Source organism: Chitinophaga sp. CF118 (genome assembly GCF_900112615.1).
GTDB lineage: Bacteria > Bacteroidota > Bacteroidia > Chitinophagales > Chitinophagaceae > Chitinophaga.
Genome location: NZ_FOMK01000003.1, coordinates 138186 through 153811, shown reverse-complemented (window position 1 = coordinate 153811; position 15626 = coordinate 138186). Strand labels below are relative to the sequence as shown.

Annotated in this window: 16 protein-coding genes; 13 read left to right on the top strand and 3 right to left on the bottom strand. The window is 40.7% G+C overall.

Going from position 1 to position 15626, the window contains the following annotated elements:
• Positions 1 to 5: 5 nt before the first annotated feature.
• Positions 6 to 2441: an ABC transporter permease gene (locus tag BM176_RS13015; RefSeq protein WP_090103639.1), complete on the bottom strand. Its 2436-nt coding sequence runs from the start codon at positions 2439 to 2441 to the stop codon at positions 6 to 8.
• Between the two features lie 143 nt (positions 2442 to 2584).
• On the opposite strand from BM176_RS13015, the gene BM176_RS13010 reads away from it, so the two are divergent.
• The 6 genes from BM176_RS13010 (at position 2585) to BM176_RS12985 (ending at position 9910) form a co-directional block, all read left to right on the top strand.
• Positions 2585 to 3169, top strand: a complete 585-nt coding sequence (locus tag BM176_RS13010; RefSeq protein WP_090103638.1) for a TetR/AcrR family transcriptional regulator — start codon at positions 2585 to 2587, stop codon at positions 3167 to 3169.
• A gap of 53 nt (positions 3170 to 3222) precedes the next feature.
• Positions 3223 to 3963 carry an SDR family oxidoreductase gene (locus tag BM176_RS13005; protein ID WP_090103636.1) on the top strand — a complete coding sequence of 247 codons (741 nt, stop codon included), beginning with the start codon at positions 3223 to 3225 and terminating at the stop codon, positions 3961 to 3963.
• Positions 3964 to 4031: 68 nt separating this feature from the next.
• Positions 4032 to 5570, top strand: a complete 1539-nt coding sequence (locus tag BM176_RS13000; RefSeq protein ID WP_090103634.1) for a DHA2 family efflux MFS transporter permease subunit — start codon at positions 4032 to 4034, stop codon at positions 5568 to 5570.
• A 93-nt stretch (positions 5571 to 5663) separates the two neighbouring features.
• Complete coding sequence (locus tag BM176_RS12995) at positions 5664 to 6773, top strand: acyltransferase family protein (RefSeq protein WP_090103632.1); 1110 nt, start codon at positions 5664 to 5666, stop codon at positions 6771 to 6773.
• A gap of 158 nt (positions 6774 to 6931) precedes the next feature.
• Positions 6932 to 7564 carry a class I SAM-dependent methyltransferase gene (locus tag BM176_RS12990; protein ID WP_090103630.1) on the top strand — a complete coding sequence of 211 codons (633 nt, stop codon included), beginning with the start codon at positions 6932 to 6934 and terminating at the stop codon, positions 7562 to 7564.
• A gap of 276 nt (positions 7565 to 7840) precedes the next feature.
• Positions 7841 to 9910 carry a sensor histidine kinase gene (locus BM176_RS12985; RefSeq protein ID WP_090103628.1) on the top strand — a complete coding sequence of 690 codons (2070 nt, stop codon included), beginning with the start codon at positions 7841 to 7843 and terminating at the stop codon, positions 9908 to 9910.
• Positions 9911 to 10031: 121 nt separating this feature from the next.
• Here BM176_RS12985 and BM176_RS12980 read toward each other — a convergent pair whose 3' ends face one another.
• Positions 10032 to 10649: a DUF4760 domain-containing protein gene (locus tag BM176_RS12980; protein WP_090103626.1), complete on the bottom strand. Its 618-nt coding sequence runs from the start codon at positions 10647 to 10649 to the stop codon at positions 10032 to 10034.
• A 142-nt stretch (positions 10650 to 10791) separates the two neighbouring features.
• Here BM176_RS12980 and BM176_RS12975 point away from each other — a divergent pair, with 142 nt between their 5' ends.
• Genes BM176_RS12975 through BM176_RS12950 form a run of 6 tightly spaced genes read left to right on the top strand, consistent with a single transcriptional unit; the run spans position 10792 to position 14259 of the window.
• Positions 10792 to 11511: a pirin family protein gene (locus BM176_RS12975; RefSeq protein ID WP_090103624.1), complete on the top strand. Its 720-nt coding sequence runs from the start codon at positions 10792 to 10794 to the stop codon at positions 11509 to 11511.
• Between the two features lie 48 nt (positions 11512 to 11559).
• Complete coding sequence (locus BM176_RS12970) at positions 11560 to 12135, top strand: nitroreductase family protein (RefSeq protein WP_090103623.1); 576 nt, start codon at positions 11560 to 11562, stop codon at positions 12133 to 12135.
• 5 nt (positions 12136 to 12140) lie between these two features.
• Positions 12141 to 12470: a hypothetical protein gene (locus tag BM176_RS12965; RefSeq protein ID WP_090103621.1), complete on the top strand. Its 330-nt coding sequence runs from the start codon at positions 12141 to 12143 to the stop codon at positions 12468 to 12470.
• Positions 12467 to 13327, top strand: a complete 861-nt coding sequence (locus BM176_RS12960) for a pirin family protein (protein WP_090103619.1) — start codon at positions 12467 to 12469, stop codon at positions 13325 to 13327. Before BM176_RS12965 ends, BM176_RS12960 begins: the two co-directional genes overlap by 4 nt.
• 7 nt (positions 13328 to 13334) lie before the next feature.
• A complete protein-coding gene (locus BM176_RS12955) occupies positions 13335 to 13637 on the top strand; it encodes a GNAT family N-acetyltransferase (RefSeq protein WP_090103617.1) in 303 nt (100 codons plus the stop codon).
• A 1-nt stretch (position 13638) separates the two neighbouring features.
• Positions 13639 to 14259: an alpha/beta hydrolase gene (locus BM176_RS12950; RefSeq protein ID WP_090103615.1), complete on the top strand. Its 621-nt coding sequence runs from the start codon at positions 13639 to 13641 to the stop codon at positions 14257 to 14259.
• Here the strand turns inward: BM176_RS12950 and BM176_RS12945 are convergent.
• A complete protein-coding gene (locus BM176_RS12945; RefSeq protein WP_090103613.1) occupies positions 14256 to 14837 on the bottom strand; it encodes a Crp/Fnr family transcriptional regulator in 582 nt (193 codons plus the stop codon). The genes BM176_RS12950 and BM176_RS12945 overlap by 4 nt on opposite strands.
• Before the next feature lie 418 nt (positions 14838 to 15255).
• On the opposite strand from BM176_RS12945, the gene BM176_RS12940 reads away from it, so the two are divergent.
• Entirely contained in the window at positions 15256 to 15624 is a 369-nt protein-coding gene (locus BM176_RS12940; RefSeq protein ID WP_090103611.1) for a response regulator transcription factor, read from the top strand.
• Positions 15625 to 15626 lie beyond the last annotated feature (2 nt).

The window sequence follows — 15626 nt, the reverse complement described above, 5'->3', positions numbered from 1 at the left end:
AAATATCATTCCGTTTTTAAACTCTTTACCGGATTTGCCAATGCCGCCTTTACCGACTGGTAACTTACAGTCAGGAATGCAATAAAAATAGCGATTCCCCCTGCTACTACAAACATCCACCAGCTGATATCAATCTGGTAAGCAAAATTGTCCAGCCACTTGTTCATCAACAGCCAGGAAACAGGGAAAGCAATGATGAGTGCAACGGCTACCAATTTAATGAAGTCTTTAGTGAGCATAGCTACAATGCCGGCGGCACTGGCGCCCAGTACTTTCCGGACACCTATCTCCTTAATACGCTTTTGAGTAGCGAAGGTGGCCAGGCCAAACAATCCTAGACAGGAAATAATAACTGACAGTACAGAAAATATGTTAAACAGTTTACCCATTCGTTGTTCGGTGATGTACAACCGGGCAAGATCTTCATTGATAAACCCCTGTAAGAAAGGGAAATCCGGGAAAAGAGGTTGCAAAAGCTTTCTTACAGCCTTCATGTTACGATCAGTATTTGCGGCAGTAGTTTTCACTACAACGAAGCCGGTAACCCCATTGGCATAGCCATCATATTTTTTCAGGATCAGTGGTTCGATATTCTTTTGTACAGGTTTGAAATTAAAATCTTTCACTACACCAATTATTTCTCCTTCATTGTCACTTACTTTTATTTTTTTCCCAATCGCAGTAGAAAGACTCATACCCATTCTTTTCAACGTCGTTTCATTCACTACATAATTCCTCTTATCTGCCAGATCATCTTTTAAAAAGAATCTTCCGGCCAACAATTGTATTCCGAAAACGCGGATAAAATTTTCATCCACCCACATCACAGGAGCAATCAGTAATATTTGCTGATCCATACCTGGCCAGTCTAACTTCTGTCCTGTGGGGAGATCAGTTGGCAGATGACTGATTAATGTATGTTCAGTAAGCTGTGACTGCTGACTCAGGCTTGTTTTTATTGTTTCAGCGTTCTTTCCGAAGTTTCCAGCATCGGGGATCTGGGTATATAACAGGTTATCCTTGTCAAAACCTATATCACGATGACGGATATATTGCAACTGGTTATATACTACCAGTGTACTCACTATTAAGATTACAGAGATGGAGAATTGTAAAATTACCAACCCATTGCGGAAATAGTTGGTTCGTCCGTGCAGGTTCTTTACCCCCTTCAATACTTTTACCGGTTTGAAGGACGACAGGAAAAGAGCCGGGTAGCTGCCGGAAATGACGCCAACAGCAACTGCAGTTGCTAAGAGTGATCCTATAATTTTAAAATTCAGCAGGTTAATGGAGATGGCTTTTGCAGCAAGCTCATTAAACAAAGGCAATAATAAGAAGGTAAGACCAATACTGATCACCAACGCAATGAAAGATAATAACAGAGACTCACTTAAAAATTGAAATACCAGCTGAAAACGCTGTGCTCCTACTGTTTTACGCAGCCCTACTTCCTTTGCCCGTTGTCCGGAAATAGCCGTGGATAAATTCATAAAGTTGATACAGGCTATCAGGAGAATGAATATGGCCACCAGTGAAAAGACGATCACATACTGATTGTTCCCATTCCCCGCTACATCCATAAATAAATTTGAGCGTAAATGAATATCAGTAAGGGCTTGTAACCGATAAGTGCTTTTTGTGTGTGAGTTATCATTCCGGTCATGCATACTGGTTACCTGTTTTTCCAGTGATGCAATGGCAGCAGGACTTCCATCTGCATGTTCTTCTATCCACAGATAATTATATACATCAAAATTACCCCAGGCTTCATTTGCGTTTCTGTTCTTTTCATATTGCTGTTGAGGCAACAGGAGATCGAACTGAAGATGTGAGTTATGCGGCACATCTTTGAGGATAGCACTCACAGTCAATGGTGCTCCTCCAGCATTATTCTCTACACGAATCACTTTACCCATTGCGTTTTCATTGCTCCCGAAATACTTCTTAGCTGCACTTTCTGTCATCACTATTTCATCCGGACGGGTAAGCATGGTAGCCGGATCACCGTGGGCAACCGGAAAGCTGAACATCCGGAGGAAATTCGAATCCGCATAATAGATATTCTTATCATCAAACTTCTGATGGCCGATTGTGATAATGCTATGTAAGTGTGAGATACTCGTAGCCATTTTAACTGCAGGTATCTCTTTCTTTGCCGTTACTCCCATTGGCAAAGGCGTTACCGCAACACTAAGATCCATCAAATGCGCTGTAACGCGATAAATATGGTCAGCATTTGCGTTAAACCTGTCATAACTCCGCTCGTCTTGTACCCACAGGAAAATAAGAATACTGCAGGCCATGCCTGTAGCCAAACCTATTATATTCAATGCTGAAAATAATTTATGCCTGATCAGGTTGCGAAAGGCTGTTTTTAAATAATTCCGGAACATTGACAGATTGTTTACGGGGAGGGAGCCAAAAAAGGGCCATTTCATAAATAGTTGATAATCAGCAAATATACTAATTAATAATGTCCGGGATTGATACGATAAATGTCCATATTCGAACAAAGGGAGGAAATATATTTTGCAAATTATACCAATTGGTATAATTTTACATCGTCTTAATAGTGATTGATATGAGCAAAGCAGAAAGAACCAGGGAATTCATTGTGGAGAAAACGGCTCCTATATTTAATACCAAAGGGTATGCGGGTACTTCTTTAACAGATATGACGGAGGCCACCGGCTTAACCAAAGGGAGCATCTATGGGAACTTTGCCAATAAGGATGAAGTTGCTTTAGCTTCATTTGATCACAACCTTAAGAAAGTGACCAATATAATTACGCAGGAAATGGCAAAAGAAACTACCATAAAAGGAAAGCTACTCGCGTATGCCAGCGTATATGAAAACTCTCTGAAACTGCCCTTCCCTGTAGGAGGATGTCCTTTATTGAACACTGCTACAGAAGCGGATGATACACATCCGCAACTGAAAGAAAAAGTAGCAGAGGCGATTACAGGATGGAAGAATAAAACCATTGCGCTGATCAAACAAGGGGTTGAAAATAAAGAATTCAAAGCACCGGTAAACGCTGAACAGTTTGCACTCACTATGATCGCTATGATAGAAGGCGCTATCATGATCGTTAAAGCAACAGGGAAATTAAACTACCGCAAACTGGTGATGCAGTCAGTCGAAAAAATGATCCGCGATCTGTAAGTGTTTTTTTACCTAATAATATACCGATTGGTATATTACATAAATATAAAAAGATGAAAACAACAAATAACACCATTCTTATTACCGGCGGTAGCGCTGGTATCGGCTTTGAATTAGCCAAATCATTATCTGAAAAAGGTAATCATGTGATCATTACGGGAAGAAATGCTGACAGACTGGAAAAGGCTGCCGCTAAACTACAAAATGTAACATCGATTGTTTCTGATGTAACCAATGAACAGGACGTTGACAAACTGGTAAGTACACTTAACACACAATTTCCGAAGCTGAATGTAGTAATTAATAACGCAGGCAATGCTTATTTATATAAACTGACAGCCGGCGTGAATGCTGTTGCAAAAGCAAAAGAAGAAATGCAGACTAACTATTTTTCTGTGATCAGTCTGAATGAAAAATTACTCCCGCTGTTGAATAAACAGAATGAAGCAGCTATTGTAAACGTGTCTTCTATTGTTGCTTATGCAGCAAATCATGTCCTCCCGGGATATAGCGCAACCAAGGCTGCACTTCACTCGTACACACAATCTCTCCGTATCACACTGCAGGATACAAATGTTAAAGTGTTTGAATTAATGCCCCCACTGGTGAATACTGATTTCTCTGCAGGAATTGGTGGTGCAAATGGCATTCCTCCTCAGGTTGTGGCAGATGAGTTTTTAACATCCTTAGAAAAGGATGAATACGAAATTCGTGTAGCCGGTACGGCCGACTTCTATAAATTCTTTTTATCTGCTCCGCAGGATGCATTGAATATGCTCAATGCTGATAAATAAAAAAATTTGATCCTTATTATACCGATTGGTATAATAAGGATCCTTCTCCCCTTTCAAGCACCCAACCAATGAACAGAACTATATTGCTGATCACCGTTATTGCAGCTGCAGTAATGGAGCTCATAGATACCTCTATTGTCAACGTCGCTCTATCTCACATGAGCGGGAACCTGGGTGCTACCCTGGAAGACACTTCCTGGGTAATCACTTCTTACGCTATTGCCAATGTGATCATCATCCCCATTACAAGCTTTCTTGCTACCAAACTGGGAAGACGGAATTATTACATCGGATCTATCATTGCATTCACATTCTTTTCATTTATGTGCGGACAAGCATCCAATATCTGGATGCTGATCGTATTCCGTTTTTTACAGGGAATAGGTGGCGGTGCACTGTTATCCGTGTCACAGGCTATCGTATTTGAACTGTTCCCGAAAGAAAAACAAAATGTGGCCAGCGCCCTCTTTGGCATTGGTGTATTTATTGGCCCCACAATTGGTCCTACTTTAGGAGGTTACATCACAGAGTATTATTCATGGCCCTGGATCTTTTATATCAATATACCTATCGGAATCACTGCAGCGGCAATCTGTTATTCCCTGCTGCACGAACCGCTGATTAAACAGCAAGCCGGAAAGGTAGACTGGCTGGGAATCTTTTTACTGGCAATCGGCGTAGGCTCTTTACAAACAGTACTGGAAAGAGGCGAAGTGGATGACTGGTTCGAAGCTAACTATATCATATGCTTGTCGGTAGCGGCCTTCTTTGGATTGCTATTGTTCATCTGGTGGGAGCTGACAACAAAAACGCCGGTCGTTAATTTAAGAGTGCTGAAAAGCAAGAACCTAAGTGTAGCCGCGATCCTCACTTTCGTATCCGGGATCGGGTTATTCAGCTCTGTGTTCCTTACCCCGGTGTTCTCACAGCGACTGCTTAATTTCACGCCCACTCAAACAGGATTACTATTATTACCGGGGGCTTTGCTGGCCATCGGCGGACTAATGATCTCTGCCAGGCTCCTGCAACGTGGCATCTCTCCTGTTGTGATGATCACGTCCGGAATGCTTCTTTTCATGCTGTTCAGCTGGCAAATGTCGCAGCTTAGTCTGGATGCAAATGCTCATGATATAACGGTTTCACTTATCTGGAGGGCTATTGGTCTGGCTGTGATCACAGTGCCACTGGCCTCTCTGGCGGTATCCTCGCTGGAGCCAAAGGATATTCCGCAGGGGGCTGCATTGAATAATATGATGCGGCAGTTGGGAGGCTCCTTCGGACTGGCAATTGTAAATACTTATCTCACACAGCGGAATGCGGTTCACCGCTCAGATCTCGTATCCAATATCACAGTGAATAACCCGCTGACTACCAGTCGGCTGACGGGTTATACAAACCTGTTCATCAGCAAAGGGGCAAATGCCTTTGAAGCGCATAACAAGGCATTACGATTGCTGGATATGAATGTTACCAGGCAATCCAGTCTGATGAGTTTTAATGATGCCTATTTGCTGATAGGGCTTGTATTCCTGCTAGCATTGCCCATTTTATTATTGGCATCAAAACGGAAAGGAAAACAGGTACAGGTAGCATTATCTGATCATTAATTGTTCTGTTTGTCACGGATTATTGGCCAGTTGTCAAAAGATATATAACGAATATGAGAAGATGTGTAATTTGGTGATCAATATAATATATCTATGCAAAAATCCCGTACAGATTACCTTGATCACATTAAAGTACTGCTTACCATACTGGTGATTCTTCATCATGCCTTTGTGTGTTATGGCGCTCCCGGTGGATGGTATTACAAAGAACCTACAACGAATCTTGCAGCATTGATTCCCATGACATTGTTCGTGTCCATCAATCAGTCATTCTTTATGGGTTTCTTTTTTCTGTTGTCTGCTTATTTTACGGAACCCTCTCTTCTGCGAAAAGGAACACGGGTATTTCTGCAGGACCGGTTAAAAAGATTTGGCATACCCCTTATCTTTTATTCACTGGTATTATCACCCTTTATGAGTTTTCTCGTATACAGGTATGGTAAAGATCACCCAATCAGTTATTTTCAATACCTGCAGGTATATGATAACTGGATAGAGTTTGGTGTGTTATGGTTTGTAGCCGCACTTCTACTGTTTACATTTTTATTTGTGGCACTCAAAAATATAAAGACTGGAACCCTTCGGTTACCGGGAACAGGCAAAATTTTGTTATTTGCCATTGGTCTGGGGTTGATCTCTTTCTTTGTCAGAGTGGTTTTCCCGGTGGGCTGGGTATTACACCCTGTGGGTTTTCAGTTCGGTCATTTCCCTCAGTATATCACATTATTCATTATAGGGATCATAGCCAACCGTAATAACTGGACAGAACAGCTGCAATACCGTACAGCCAGGAATTTTGGATGGATAGCCCTGTTGATGATCATCATTGGTTTTCCGGTTATGTTCTATCTTAAAACGATATGGCATGGTACTGGTGAAAACTTCAGTGGCGGATGGACCCGTGAGTCGTTTATGTATAGCATATGGGAACAGGTAACGGGCTTCTCTATCATCATTGCCATGACAGGCATCTTCAAACATAAATTTAACGGACATTCAACCTTCCTGAGCAAGCTGTCCAGAGAAGCTTTCGCTGTATATATTTTCCATCCGTTGCCATTAGTGGTTTCTTCGCTGCTGTTAGTTCATTGGACTGTGGCTCCTGCATTAAAACTGTTGGTTGTAGCTCCACTGGGTGTTATCGGAGCCATTCTGCTTGGAAAACTACTGGTAAGAATTCCTGGGGTTAATAAAATTATTTAAGGTTATTCCTGTCCGGGGAAAGTGTTATTGCTTCGGATTCAGGTGGGTACAGCCCGCAATTACTCACCTGAATCCAAAGCAACAGTAATCAGTAATTTTATATCTGTTATAATTGGAAAGAGCTTATTAATAATACCTAATTTTAACGGAGGAATTAAATGAAAAACAACTACGATAAAATAGCGAGGTATTATGATCTGCTGAGCAGAACTGTCTTTCAACGTTCGCTTATTAATGCACAAACATGCCTGTTGCCTTATATTAAGGAGAACAGCGTTATTCTTATCGTTGGTGGTGGTACGGGCTGGATCCTGGAAGAGATAGCCAAAATAAGACCGGGGGGACTACAGATCACTTATGTAGAGATCTCTGAAGGTATGATAAAGCTATCACAGAAAAGAGATTACAAACAAAATAACGTACAGTTCGTTCATCAATCCATTGAAACATTTACTCCCACTTTTTCTTACGATGTAATCCTCACCCCTTTCCTTTTTGATAATTTCCCTGCCGTTAAAGCAACTGTTATTTTTACTAAACTTCATACAACCCTTAAGTCTGGTGGTAACTGGCTATTTGTTGACTTCGTGTATGATCCCCGGCATGGTAAATTGTGGCAGAAGCTATTACTTAAAACGATGTATACCTTTTTCAGGGTATTTTCGAAGATAGAAGCTTCAGAGCTTAATGATATGGAAGGTCTTTTCAACAGGCATCAATATCTTAAGATTTACGAACAATTCCATTATGGAAGATTTATCTGGTCTGTAGCATACAGAAAAGAAAAATAGCGACTGCACTTCCAGGTCGTAATCCCGGTATTATTATATTGTATCATACCCCAAAAATTGACCTCCATTAAGTACATGTACTTAACTCTACCCGATTTCCCTTTTCCCCCACCTTTTTTCCCTAACCCTTTTATACATTCACATTAAACTTAATCTGTCAAACCATATACCTGATGAAACGTATTCTTTTAAAAACAAGTTTGTTTTTACAGGTTGTTGTGTTGATTGTACCAACCAAACAAAGTAATATTAGCCATCTCAGGAGAAATACCAATTATGTTTTTTAGTATCAGAAGGCTTGTTCTGACAGCCATCCTATTTGTCCGTAGCACAACATCTTTTCCACAGGTATTTTTAGATGCTGAAAAAAGCACTTATCATTTAGGTAACACACTTGAATATTTTGAAGATAAGAGCGCTGCCATCAAAGGCACACAGATAATAACCGGTGAATTTGATAATCAATTCAAAAAAGCGCATACAGAAACACTGAATTCCGGGGTAAGAGATGCCGCCATATGGCTGAAGTTCACATTACGGAACCCTCATCCGGAGCAGTATAACAGCTGGATTCTCGCTTTTGACTATCCTTTATTTGATCACATTACCTTTTACGATAAAAGGACTGATGGACAATGGGTAATACATCAAACCGGTGATATGTTGCCTTACAGTAGTCGGGAAATGCAATACCGGAACTTTATATTCACGCTTACGTTACCGGATACGGTACCACATACCTACTACATCAGGATTGCAACAAGCGGCTCTATGCAGATAGGGTTAACCTTGCAAAAGGAGGCAGCCTTTTTCAGGGATGAACTGTATGCAGAACTGGGCCATGGCATCTTCTTTGGTGCATTGATGATTATGCTTTGTTATAATCTGTTCCTATTCTTCAGTCTGAAAGATAAGGCATACCTGACCTACGTGTTGTTCACACTTATTAACCTGTTATTACAGGCAGCATTCAGCGGGCATATTACCCAATATATTCTGGGAGATGCACCCTACTGGGCTAATACCATTATCCCTCTGCTCTTGTCCTGTTCTTCTATTATAACAGTCCTTTTCTGTATCACCTTTCTGAATACCTCGCGGTTTGCAAAGAAAATACATATCATCCTTATAAGCATCATCATTCTGTCAGCTATCAATTTTTTCCTTTCATTCTTTCTTAAAATGGCTGTCAGTCTCAGCATAGCAGAACTACTCATCATGTTCTCCTGTATCACGGCTGGAGTAGCAGGTATCATTAGCCTTCGGAGAGGAAATAATGCAGCACGGTTTTACCTGGTAGCCTGGGCGTTTCTTATAGGAAGCTGGCTCGTTACAGTACTTCGCAATTTCGGCTTTATTGAAGCGAATTTCTTTACAACAAATTGTGTGAGGATAGCCTTGCTGGTGGAAGCTATTATGCTGGCACTTTCCCTTGCAGATAAATACAATCTCTATAAAAAGGAAAAAGAAGCGGCACAACTGGAAGATTTAAGAATACAAAAGGAAGCAATCCGGGAACTGGAACAAAAGGTAACAGAACGTACTGCCAGACTGAATCAATCATTAGCAGAACTAACAAACGCACAGGCGCAATTGGTACAGAAAGAAAAGATAGCATCTTTAGGAGATCTGACTGCCGGTATTGCACATGAGATTCAGAATCCACTGAACTTCGTAACCAACTTTGCAGAGCTTTCAGAAGAACTGGTCAATGAATTAAAAGCAGGAATATATGATAGTAAGCAGCTTGTTTTAACAGACCACTTAAGTAATAACTTAAGTAAGATCACTCATCATAGCCAGCGGGCAGACTCCATTGTAAAAGGGATGCTTTCACATAGCCGGATTAATAAAGGTGAGAAACGCTATGTAATTCTGAATGCTTTAACAGAAGAATCAATACAAATCGCCCTGCAAAGTTTTAAAACAAAGAATAAAGATTTCGATCTGACACTAACCCGGAATTTTGATCACTCCATCAAACAGTTTCATTGCAATCCACAGGAGTTTGGAAGTGTGCTGATGAATATTTACACAAATGCATTCTATGCACTTCAAAAAAAGATTGAAAAGTCAGGAGAAGACTATCAACCGGAATTGACTATTACAACAAGGAATGCCAAACAATGGATTGAAATTATTGTACACGATAACGGTATAGGAATACATCCTCTGTCTCTTGAAAAAATATTTCAGCCTTTTTTCACTACCAGGCCCACTCATCAGGGAACGGGACTTGGATTATCCCTTAGCTATGGCATTATTGTAAAAGGTCTTGATGGCGAATTAACAGTCAGATCAGAAGAAAATGTTTATGCAGAATTTACTATCCGCCTGCCTCATTGATATTTAGGTGAAAACCCTGTTGAAGTAGTGAAAAGCATAAAAAAGAGAAGCGATTGCTTCTCTTTTTTATTTACCAGGTGTCTGCACCGTGAATTGCTTTCATATATATTGGTTTTAATAGTTAACTAGTTTTCCATTTGTATGCTAATCTCGTATATTCCTGCCATATTTCATTGTCATTTTTTATTTTTCTTCGTTCATGAATAAAAAAGAAATAGTCATCATAAAACTCTAAAAATATTAACCTGAAATATTTCTTGGTAAATAATTCATCCAGCAAATCTTCGCTGATTGCCACTGCTATTGATTCGAAATAATTCAGAACACAGATCAATGATTTTCTGTATTCCGAATTGATACTGTTATCAAACTCCTGCATGAAACTTTCAATATCATTCTTTAATAACTGGTATTCATTTTTTAATTCAAATTCTTTACAAATTTTAGAATAGTCCATCATAGGTGACATATGCCACTCCCTTATCACATTATAAGTTGCTGAGCATTTTCTGACCCGGATATCATGACGATTCTTAATCTGGTTCGACTCGAATGTGAGAATAGAATACATCAGTCCTATTATCACCAATCCGCTGTTAATAATCTTAATGATCTCTGATTTTTTAAGATCAGGTTCTTCCAGGCGTAAATAACCGGCAAGAATTACAAGTAAAATAAAGGCGAGAAATATAATTACAACTCTGAAGGCTGTGGTATTCACAGGTATTGTGGGTAACATGACAATGAAAATTTTATAAATCTAAAATAAGAAATTCTGATTGAACTAATTAAAAAAATTTATCCCCCCAATTTCTTAAGCTACATTAAGGGAATTACTCACTATTTTATACGATATTTGTTGTAACAAACAAATTAAAGCTATGGCCAGTAACATCTTACATAAAGCAGAGACACGTGGACATGCAAATCATGGTTGGCTGGATAGTCACCACACCTTCAGTTTTGCTAATTATTACAACCCTGAAAGAATGCAGTTCGGCGCTCTAAGGGTATTTAACGACGATATAGTGGCCGGTGGCAGAGGATTTGATGTCCACCCACACGACAATATGGAAATTATTAGTATCCCCCTGGAAGGCGACCTGGAGCATAAGGATAACCTGGGCAATACAGAAATCATCCGGCAGGGAGATGTGCAGGTAATGAGTACCGGAACAGGAGTATTTCACAGTGAATACAACGCTAACAAGGACAGGCCGGTATCTTTCCTGCAAATCTGGTTATTTCCCAATAAACTGAATGTAACACCCCGGTACGATCAGATTACGCTGGATCTGGCTAACAGCAAAAACCAGCTGCAGCAGATCGTTTCTCCTGATCCAAACGATGCCGGAACCTGGATTTACCAGGATGCCTGGTTTAATATGGGACTATTTGATAAAGATAAAACCATCACTTACCCGGTTAAAAAGGAAGGAAACGGCGTATACGTTTTCATCTTAAAGGGTTCATTTACAGTAAATGGACAAACACTGAGCAAAAGAGACGGTTTAGGCATTACCGGTACAGACAACATCGGCATCACTTCTCTGGAAGATGGGGCCGAATTGCTGATCATGGATGTCCCAATGCTTTCATAAAACATCAATACTTTCAATAACTTTATATAAATAATAAACAATTTATCTATGTCGAGCAAAATAGCACAAACGAAACACCAGGTAATCGATTTGATCAAACATCGCTGGAGTGCCCGGTCTTTCGCCACTCAACCAGTAGCTGAAAAAGATATGCATACCATTCTTGAAGCCGGTTCATGGGCTCCGAGTGCGAATAACAGCCAGCCTTGGCGTTATATTTATGCTCATCATGGTACCGAAGGATTTAATAAACTGTTGTCTGCCCTTGCTCCCGGAAATCAGCCCTGGGCTAAAAATGCGGCAATACTGATAGCAGGGGTCGGTATTAAGGAATTACCAGATACCCAGCAGAAGAACGCTTATTATATGCATGATATCGGAATGGCTAATTCACTTATCTTGTTACAGGCATCCAGCATGGATATCTACGGTCACGTGATGGCAGGATTTAATAAAGTACAGATAGCAGAAGAGTTGTCTCTTCCTGCCAATGAAGAACCGGTGTGTATAATAGCCCTGGGTTATCTTGCTGACGCAGAACTTCTGGAAGAACCGTATAAATCCAGAGAACTGGCTCCCCGCAGCCGTAAGCCACTGGCTGAATTTACCACTTTACTACACTAAGATATATGCAGATCGATCAACTCAACATTCTGGCATTGGGCCGTAATCCGGAGATCCTGCTGGTGATGAACAGACTTCTGAATGCCCCCCCAAAGTGGCATGGTGTAACTGTAAGTACACCGGAAGAGGCACTGGCAGCATTTGCCAGAGAGTCCTTTCATATAGTGCTGCTGTGTTCCGGAATTTGCCCGGAAGAAGAGGCGGGATTGACAGCACAATTGTTACTGCTTAATCCAGCTGTTATTGTAAAACGGCATTATGGGGGTGGCAGCGGATTACTGAAGAACGAAATCCAATTTGTGTTAGATCGCGAAAACATACAACTGGCACCATGAAGAAGAATATTGCGCATATCCTGGCAGGAAAGGAGAAAAATATTACTCCTACAGAGAAGGTATTACAACCCCTTCCCCATCCTGATTTCAGATTTGCAAATCCATTTATCGTATTGCATCATGGTGGTCCGGCTATGATAACACCAGGCTCGGATAACCGTCTTCATCCACACCCTCACAGGGGATTTGCACCGGTTACCTTCCAGCTGCAGGGGCAGGCGCATCATAAAGACAGTACTGGGAATGACCAGATCATCAATGCCGGAGATGCGCAATGGATGTTTGCCGGGAAAGGAATACTTCATAGTGAAGGGCCATCGGATGAACTACATAAGAATGGTGGAAACATTGAACTTTTGCAGTTGTGGGTGAATGTTCCTGCGGTACATAAATGGGATGATCCCCGCTATCAGTTCATCCATAAAGAAGAGATGCCTAAGATCCTGGAACAGGACGGTGTGAACATCCGTTTAGTAAGCGGAACCTTCGATGGCAAAACAGGACCAGTCAATATTTCTTTTACACCGGTGATTACTGCTGTAGGAGAAATAGCCAACGGCAAAGAAGTAGAATTTGAAGTAACGGAAGACTACTGGACACTATTGTATGTGGTACACGGCCGCGTAACAATAGATGAAATCACTCCTGTGGCAGAACATAATTTAGTTGTTTTTAAAAGAGAAGGCAGCCTGTTTTCCATTGCAGCCAACGAAGACAGTCAGATCCTTTTTCTTTCTGCACAGGTGATCGATGAGCCGGTAGCGGCGAAAGACAACTTTGTAATGAATACAAAGGAAGAAACTGATCAGGCAATAGAAGATTACAAAAATGGAGTTTTCGGAACACTTGATTACTAATATACCTATGGACGAAGTAACATTAAGACTTAATCAAAAGAATCACGGTGCTTTTTATTTAATGCAGAATGGTGAGCAGATGGGAGAAATGGTGATAGGAGTATCTGATAAAAACCTGACCGTATTCCATACAGAGATATCGCCACAGGCTGAAGGCAAAGGCCTTGCCATGAAATTACTTGAAGCTATGGTAACATATGCCCGTGAACACCACCTGATGGTGATTCCTCGTTGTGTTTATGTACATGCACAATTTAAAAAACACCCGGATACGTACGCCGATATCTGGCAAAAAGAAACAGGAGAATAACATGCATACAAAGAATATAGTTGCGGCAGGAAAAGAAATAAAAGCAGCTAAAAAAGTACTGATCATGATCCACGGACGTGGTGCCAGTGCGGAAGACATTCTTTCCCTGGCCAACTACCTGGATGTAAAAGATTTTGCACTGATAGCTCCACAGGCAAATGGTGGTACCTGGTACCCCTATTCGTTTATGTCTGCTCCGGTACAGAACGAACCTTATTTATCTGCTGCCCTTTCAGTATTAAAGGAGATCACAGCAGATGTAATTGCACAAGGCATCGCTCCGGAGAACATTTATTTCCTGGGCTTTTCACAGGGCGCCTGTTTAACACTTGAATTTGTAACCAGGAATGCTACTAAATACGGAGGAGCAGTTGCATTTACCGGTGGATTGATAGGCGACAAAATCTATCCCGAAAATTATACCGGAGATTTTGGAGGTACACCAATATTTATCGGTACCAGCAATCCTGATCCGCACGTACCCGTAGAAAGAGTATTGGCAAGTGAGATGATTTTACAACAAATGAATGCGGCAGTAACCGTAAAGGTATATCCTAATATGGGACATACTGTTAGTCAGGATGAAATAACGCTGGCGAATAAACTGGTCTTCAACAATTAGCCCTTTTTATAGAGCGAACTTTTCACTTTACTTAAGAATTCAGGAGAAACACCGATATACCTGGCAATCTGATGCTGGGGTACACGCTGCACAATTTGCGGGTACTTCTCAATAAATGCCAGGTATCTTTCTTCTGCTGTCTGTGACACATTTGCATAGAACCGCTGTTGCAACACACCTAATGAGCGCTGTACCAGGTGCCGGAACAACCTTTCGAAACGGGGCACCTTCTCAAAAAGGGTAGCTTTGTCTTCGTAGTTGATCATCAGGAGTTCACAGTCTTCCAGCGTTTCAATAAACTGCATAGAGGGTTTCCGCTCCGAGAAGCTGGTCAGATCGCTTACCCACCAGTCTTCCACTGCAAACATCAGAATTGTTTCCACTCCTTCTTTGTCAATATAATAAGTACGTATACAGCCTTTCAGGATGTAGGCCTCAAAGTCACACACCTCTCCTTCCTTTAACAGGAAATGTTTCTTCTTTACCTTTCTGAACTGTAGCAGGGAATGAAACACCTCCAGCTCTTCAGGTGTTAATTGTATATCCCTGGCTACAAACTGGTCAATCCGTTCGAACATAAGCAATCTTAAAGTAATGGTTTTGTCTGCAATATTAAGAAAATGTATTGTATTCAGATTTGATATTGCGGATGAACATGCTTAAGCATTTTCACTGGAATAATGCCTTGCAACAATAATAAGTCCATAAAGTTCAATATTTTATATAAAACATGAAATAAATATAGTTTTTCGATTTTATGGAAACAAAACATTGTTGGCGTAAGTTTGTTATAACTTTAAGTAAATCCATATTCAAAAAAACCAATGCGTTATATGAAAAACACATTTCCAGCATAAGTCAATATATGAATACTTACAGCCCCAAACGAAAAACTGGCGTCTATAGATTCCTTCACCTAATCCCATTCAATTTGCACATTAAGGATCATAGTAAAGCCAGTAAATAAAGTAAGGATAACTTAATAAAATAACTCCAATGAGAATTCTCGTAGCCGAAGACGATCAGTTAATTCTTAAAACATTAGAATTCCGGTTAAGAAAAGATGGTCATGAAGTGATTGCCACACAGGACGGACGTGAAGCATTGCGCAAAATCGATGAATTGTTGCCGGATCTGGTTATTACAGATATTATGATGCCATTTGCATCGGGACTGGAAATTACCAGTGCTGTTAAAGAAAAATATCCTGATAGGATGCATGTTATCGTAATATCAGGTATGGGACAGGAAAATGTGGTGCTGGAAGCTTTTCAATTAGGTGCAGACGATTACATCACCAAGCCATTTAGTCCTGTAGAACTCTCCATACGTGTAAAGAGATTTGCTATTCCGGTTAAAATATAGGT

Excerpts from the sequence above, each read along its gene's own strand:
- BM176_RS12960 (WP_090103619.1), top strand. The coding sequence starts at position 12,467 with ATGAAGAAGAATATTGCGCATATCCTGGCAGGAAAGGAGAAAAATATT.
- BM176_RS13005 (WP_090103636.1), top strand. The coding sequence starts at position 3,223 with ATGAAAACAACAAATAACACCATTCTTATTACCGGCGGTAGCGCTGGT.
- BM176_RS13015 (WP_090103639.1), bottom strand. The coding sequence starts at position 2,441 with ATGAAATGGCCCTTTTTTGGCTCCCTCCCCGTAAACAATCTGTCAATG.
- BM176_RS13010 (WP_090103638.1), top strand. The coding sequence starts at position 2,585 with ATGAGCAAAGCAGAAAGAACCAGGGAATTCATTGTGGAGAAAACGGCT.
- BM176_RS12975 (WP_090103624.1), top strand. The coding sequence starts at position 10,792 with ATGGCCAGTAACATCTTACATAAAGCAGAGACACGTGGACATGCAAAT.
- BM176_RS12970 (WP_090103623.1), top strand. The coding sequence starts at position 11,560 with ATGTCGAGCAAAATAGCACAAACGAAACACCAGGTAATCGATTTGATC.
- BM176_RS12945 (WP_090103613.1), bottom strand. The coding sequence starts at position 14,837 with ATGTTCGAACGGATTGACCAGTTTGTAGCCAGGGATATACAATTAACA.
- BM176_RS12950 (WP_090103615.1), top strand. The coding sequence starts at position 13,639 with ATGCATACAAAGAATATAGTTGCGGCAGGAAAAGAAATAAAAGCAGCT.
- BM176_RS13000 (WP_090103634.1), top strand. The coding sequence starts at position 4,032 with ATGAACAGAACTATATTGCTGATCACCGTTATTGCAGCTGCAGTAATG.
- BM176_RS12990 (WP_090103630.1), top strand. The coding sequence starts at position 6,932 with ATGAAAAACAACTACGATAAAATAGCGAGGTATTATGATCTGCTGAGC.
- BM176_RS12940 (WP_090103611.1), top strand. The coding sequence starts at position 15,256 with ATGAGAATTCTCGTAGCCGAAGACGATCAGTTAATTCTTAAAACATTA.
- BM176_RS12980 (WP_090103626.1), bottom strand. The coding sequence starts at position 10,649 with ATGTTACCCACAATACCTGTGAATACCACAGCCTTCAGAGTTGTAATT.
- BM176_RS12995 (WP_090103632.1), top strand. The coding sequence starts at position 5,664 with ATGCAAAAATCCCGTACAGATTACCTTGATCACATTAAAGTACTGCTT.
- BM176_RS12965 (WP_090103621.1), top strand. The coding sequence starts at position 12,141 with ATGCAGATCGATCAACTCAACATTCTGGCATTGGGCCGTAATCCGGAG.
- BM176_RS12955 (WP_090103617.1), top strand. The coding sequence starts at position 13,335 with ATGGACGAAGTAACATTAAGACTTAATCAAAAGAATCACGGTGCTTTT.
- BM176_RS12985 (WP_090103628.1), top strand. The coding sequence starts at position 7,841 with ATGTTTTTTAGTATCAGAAGGCTTGTTCTGACAGCCATCCTATTTGTC.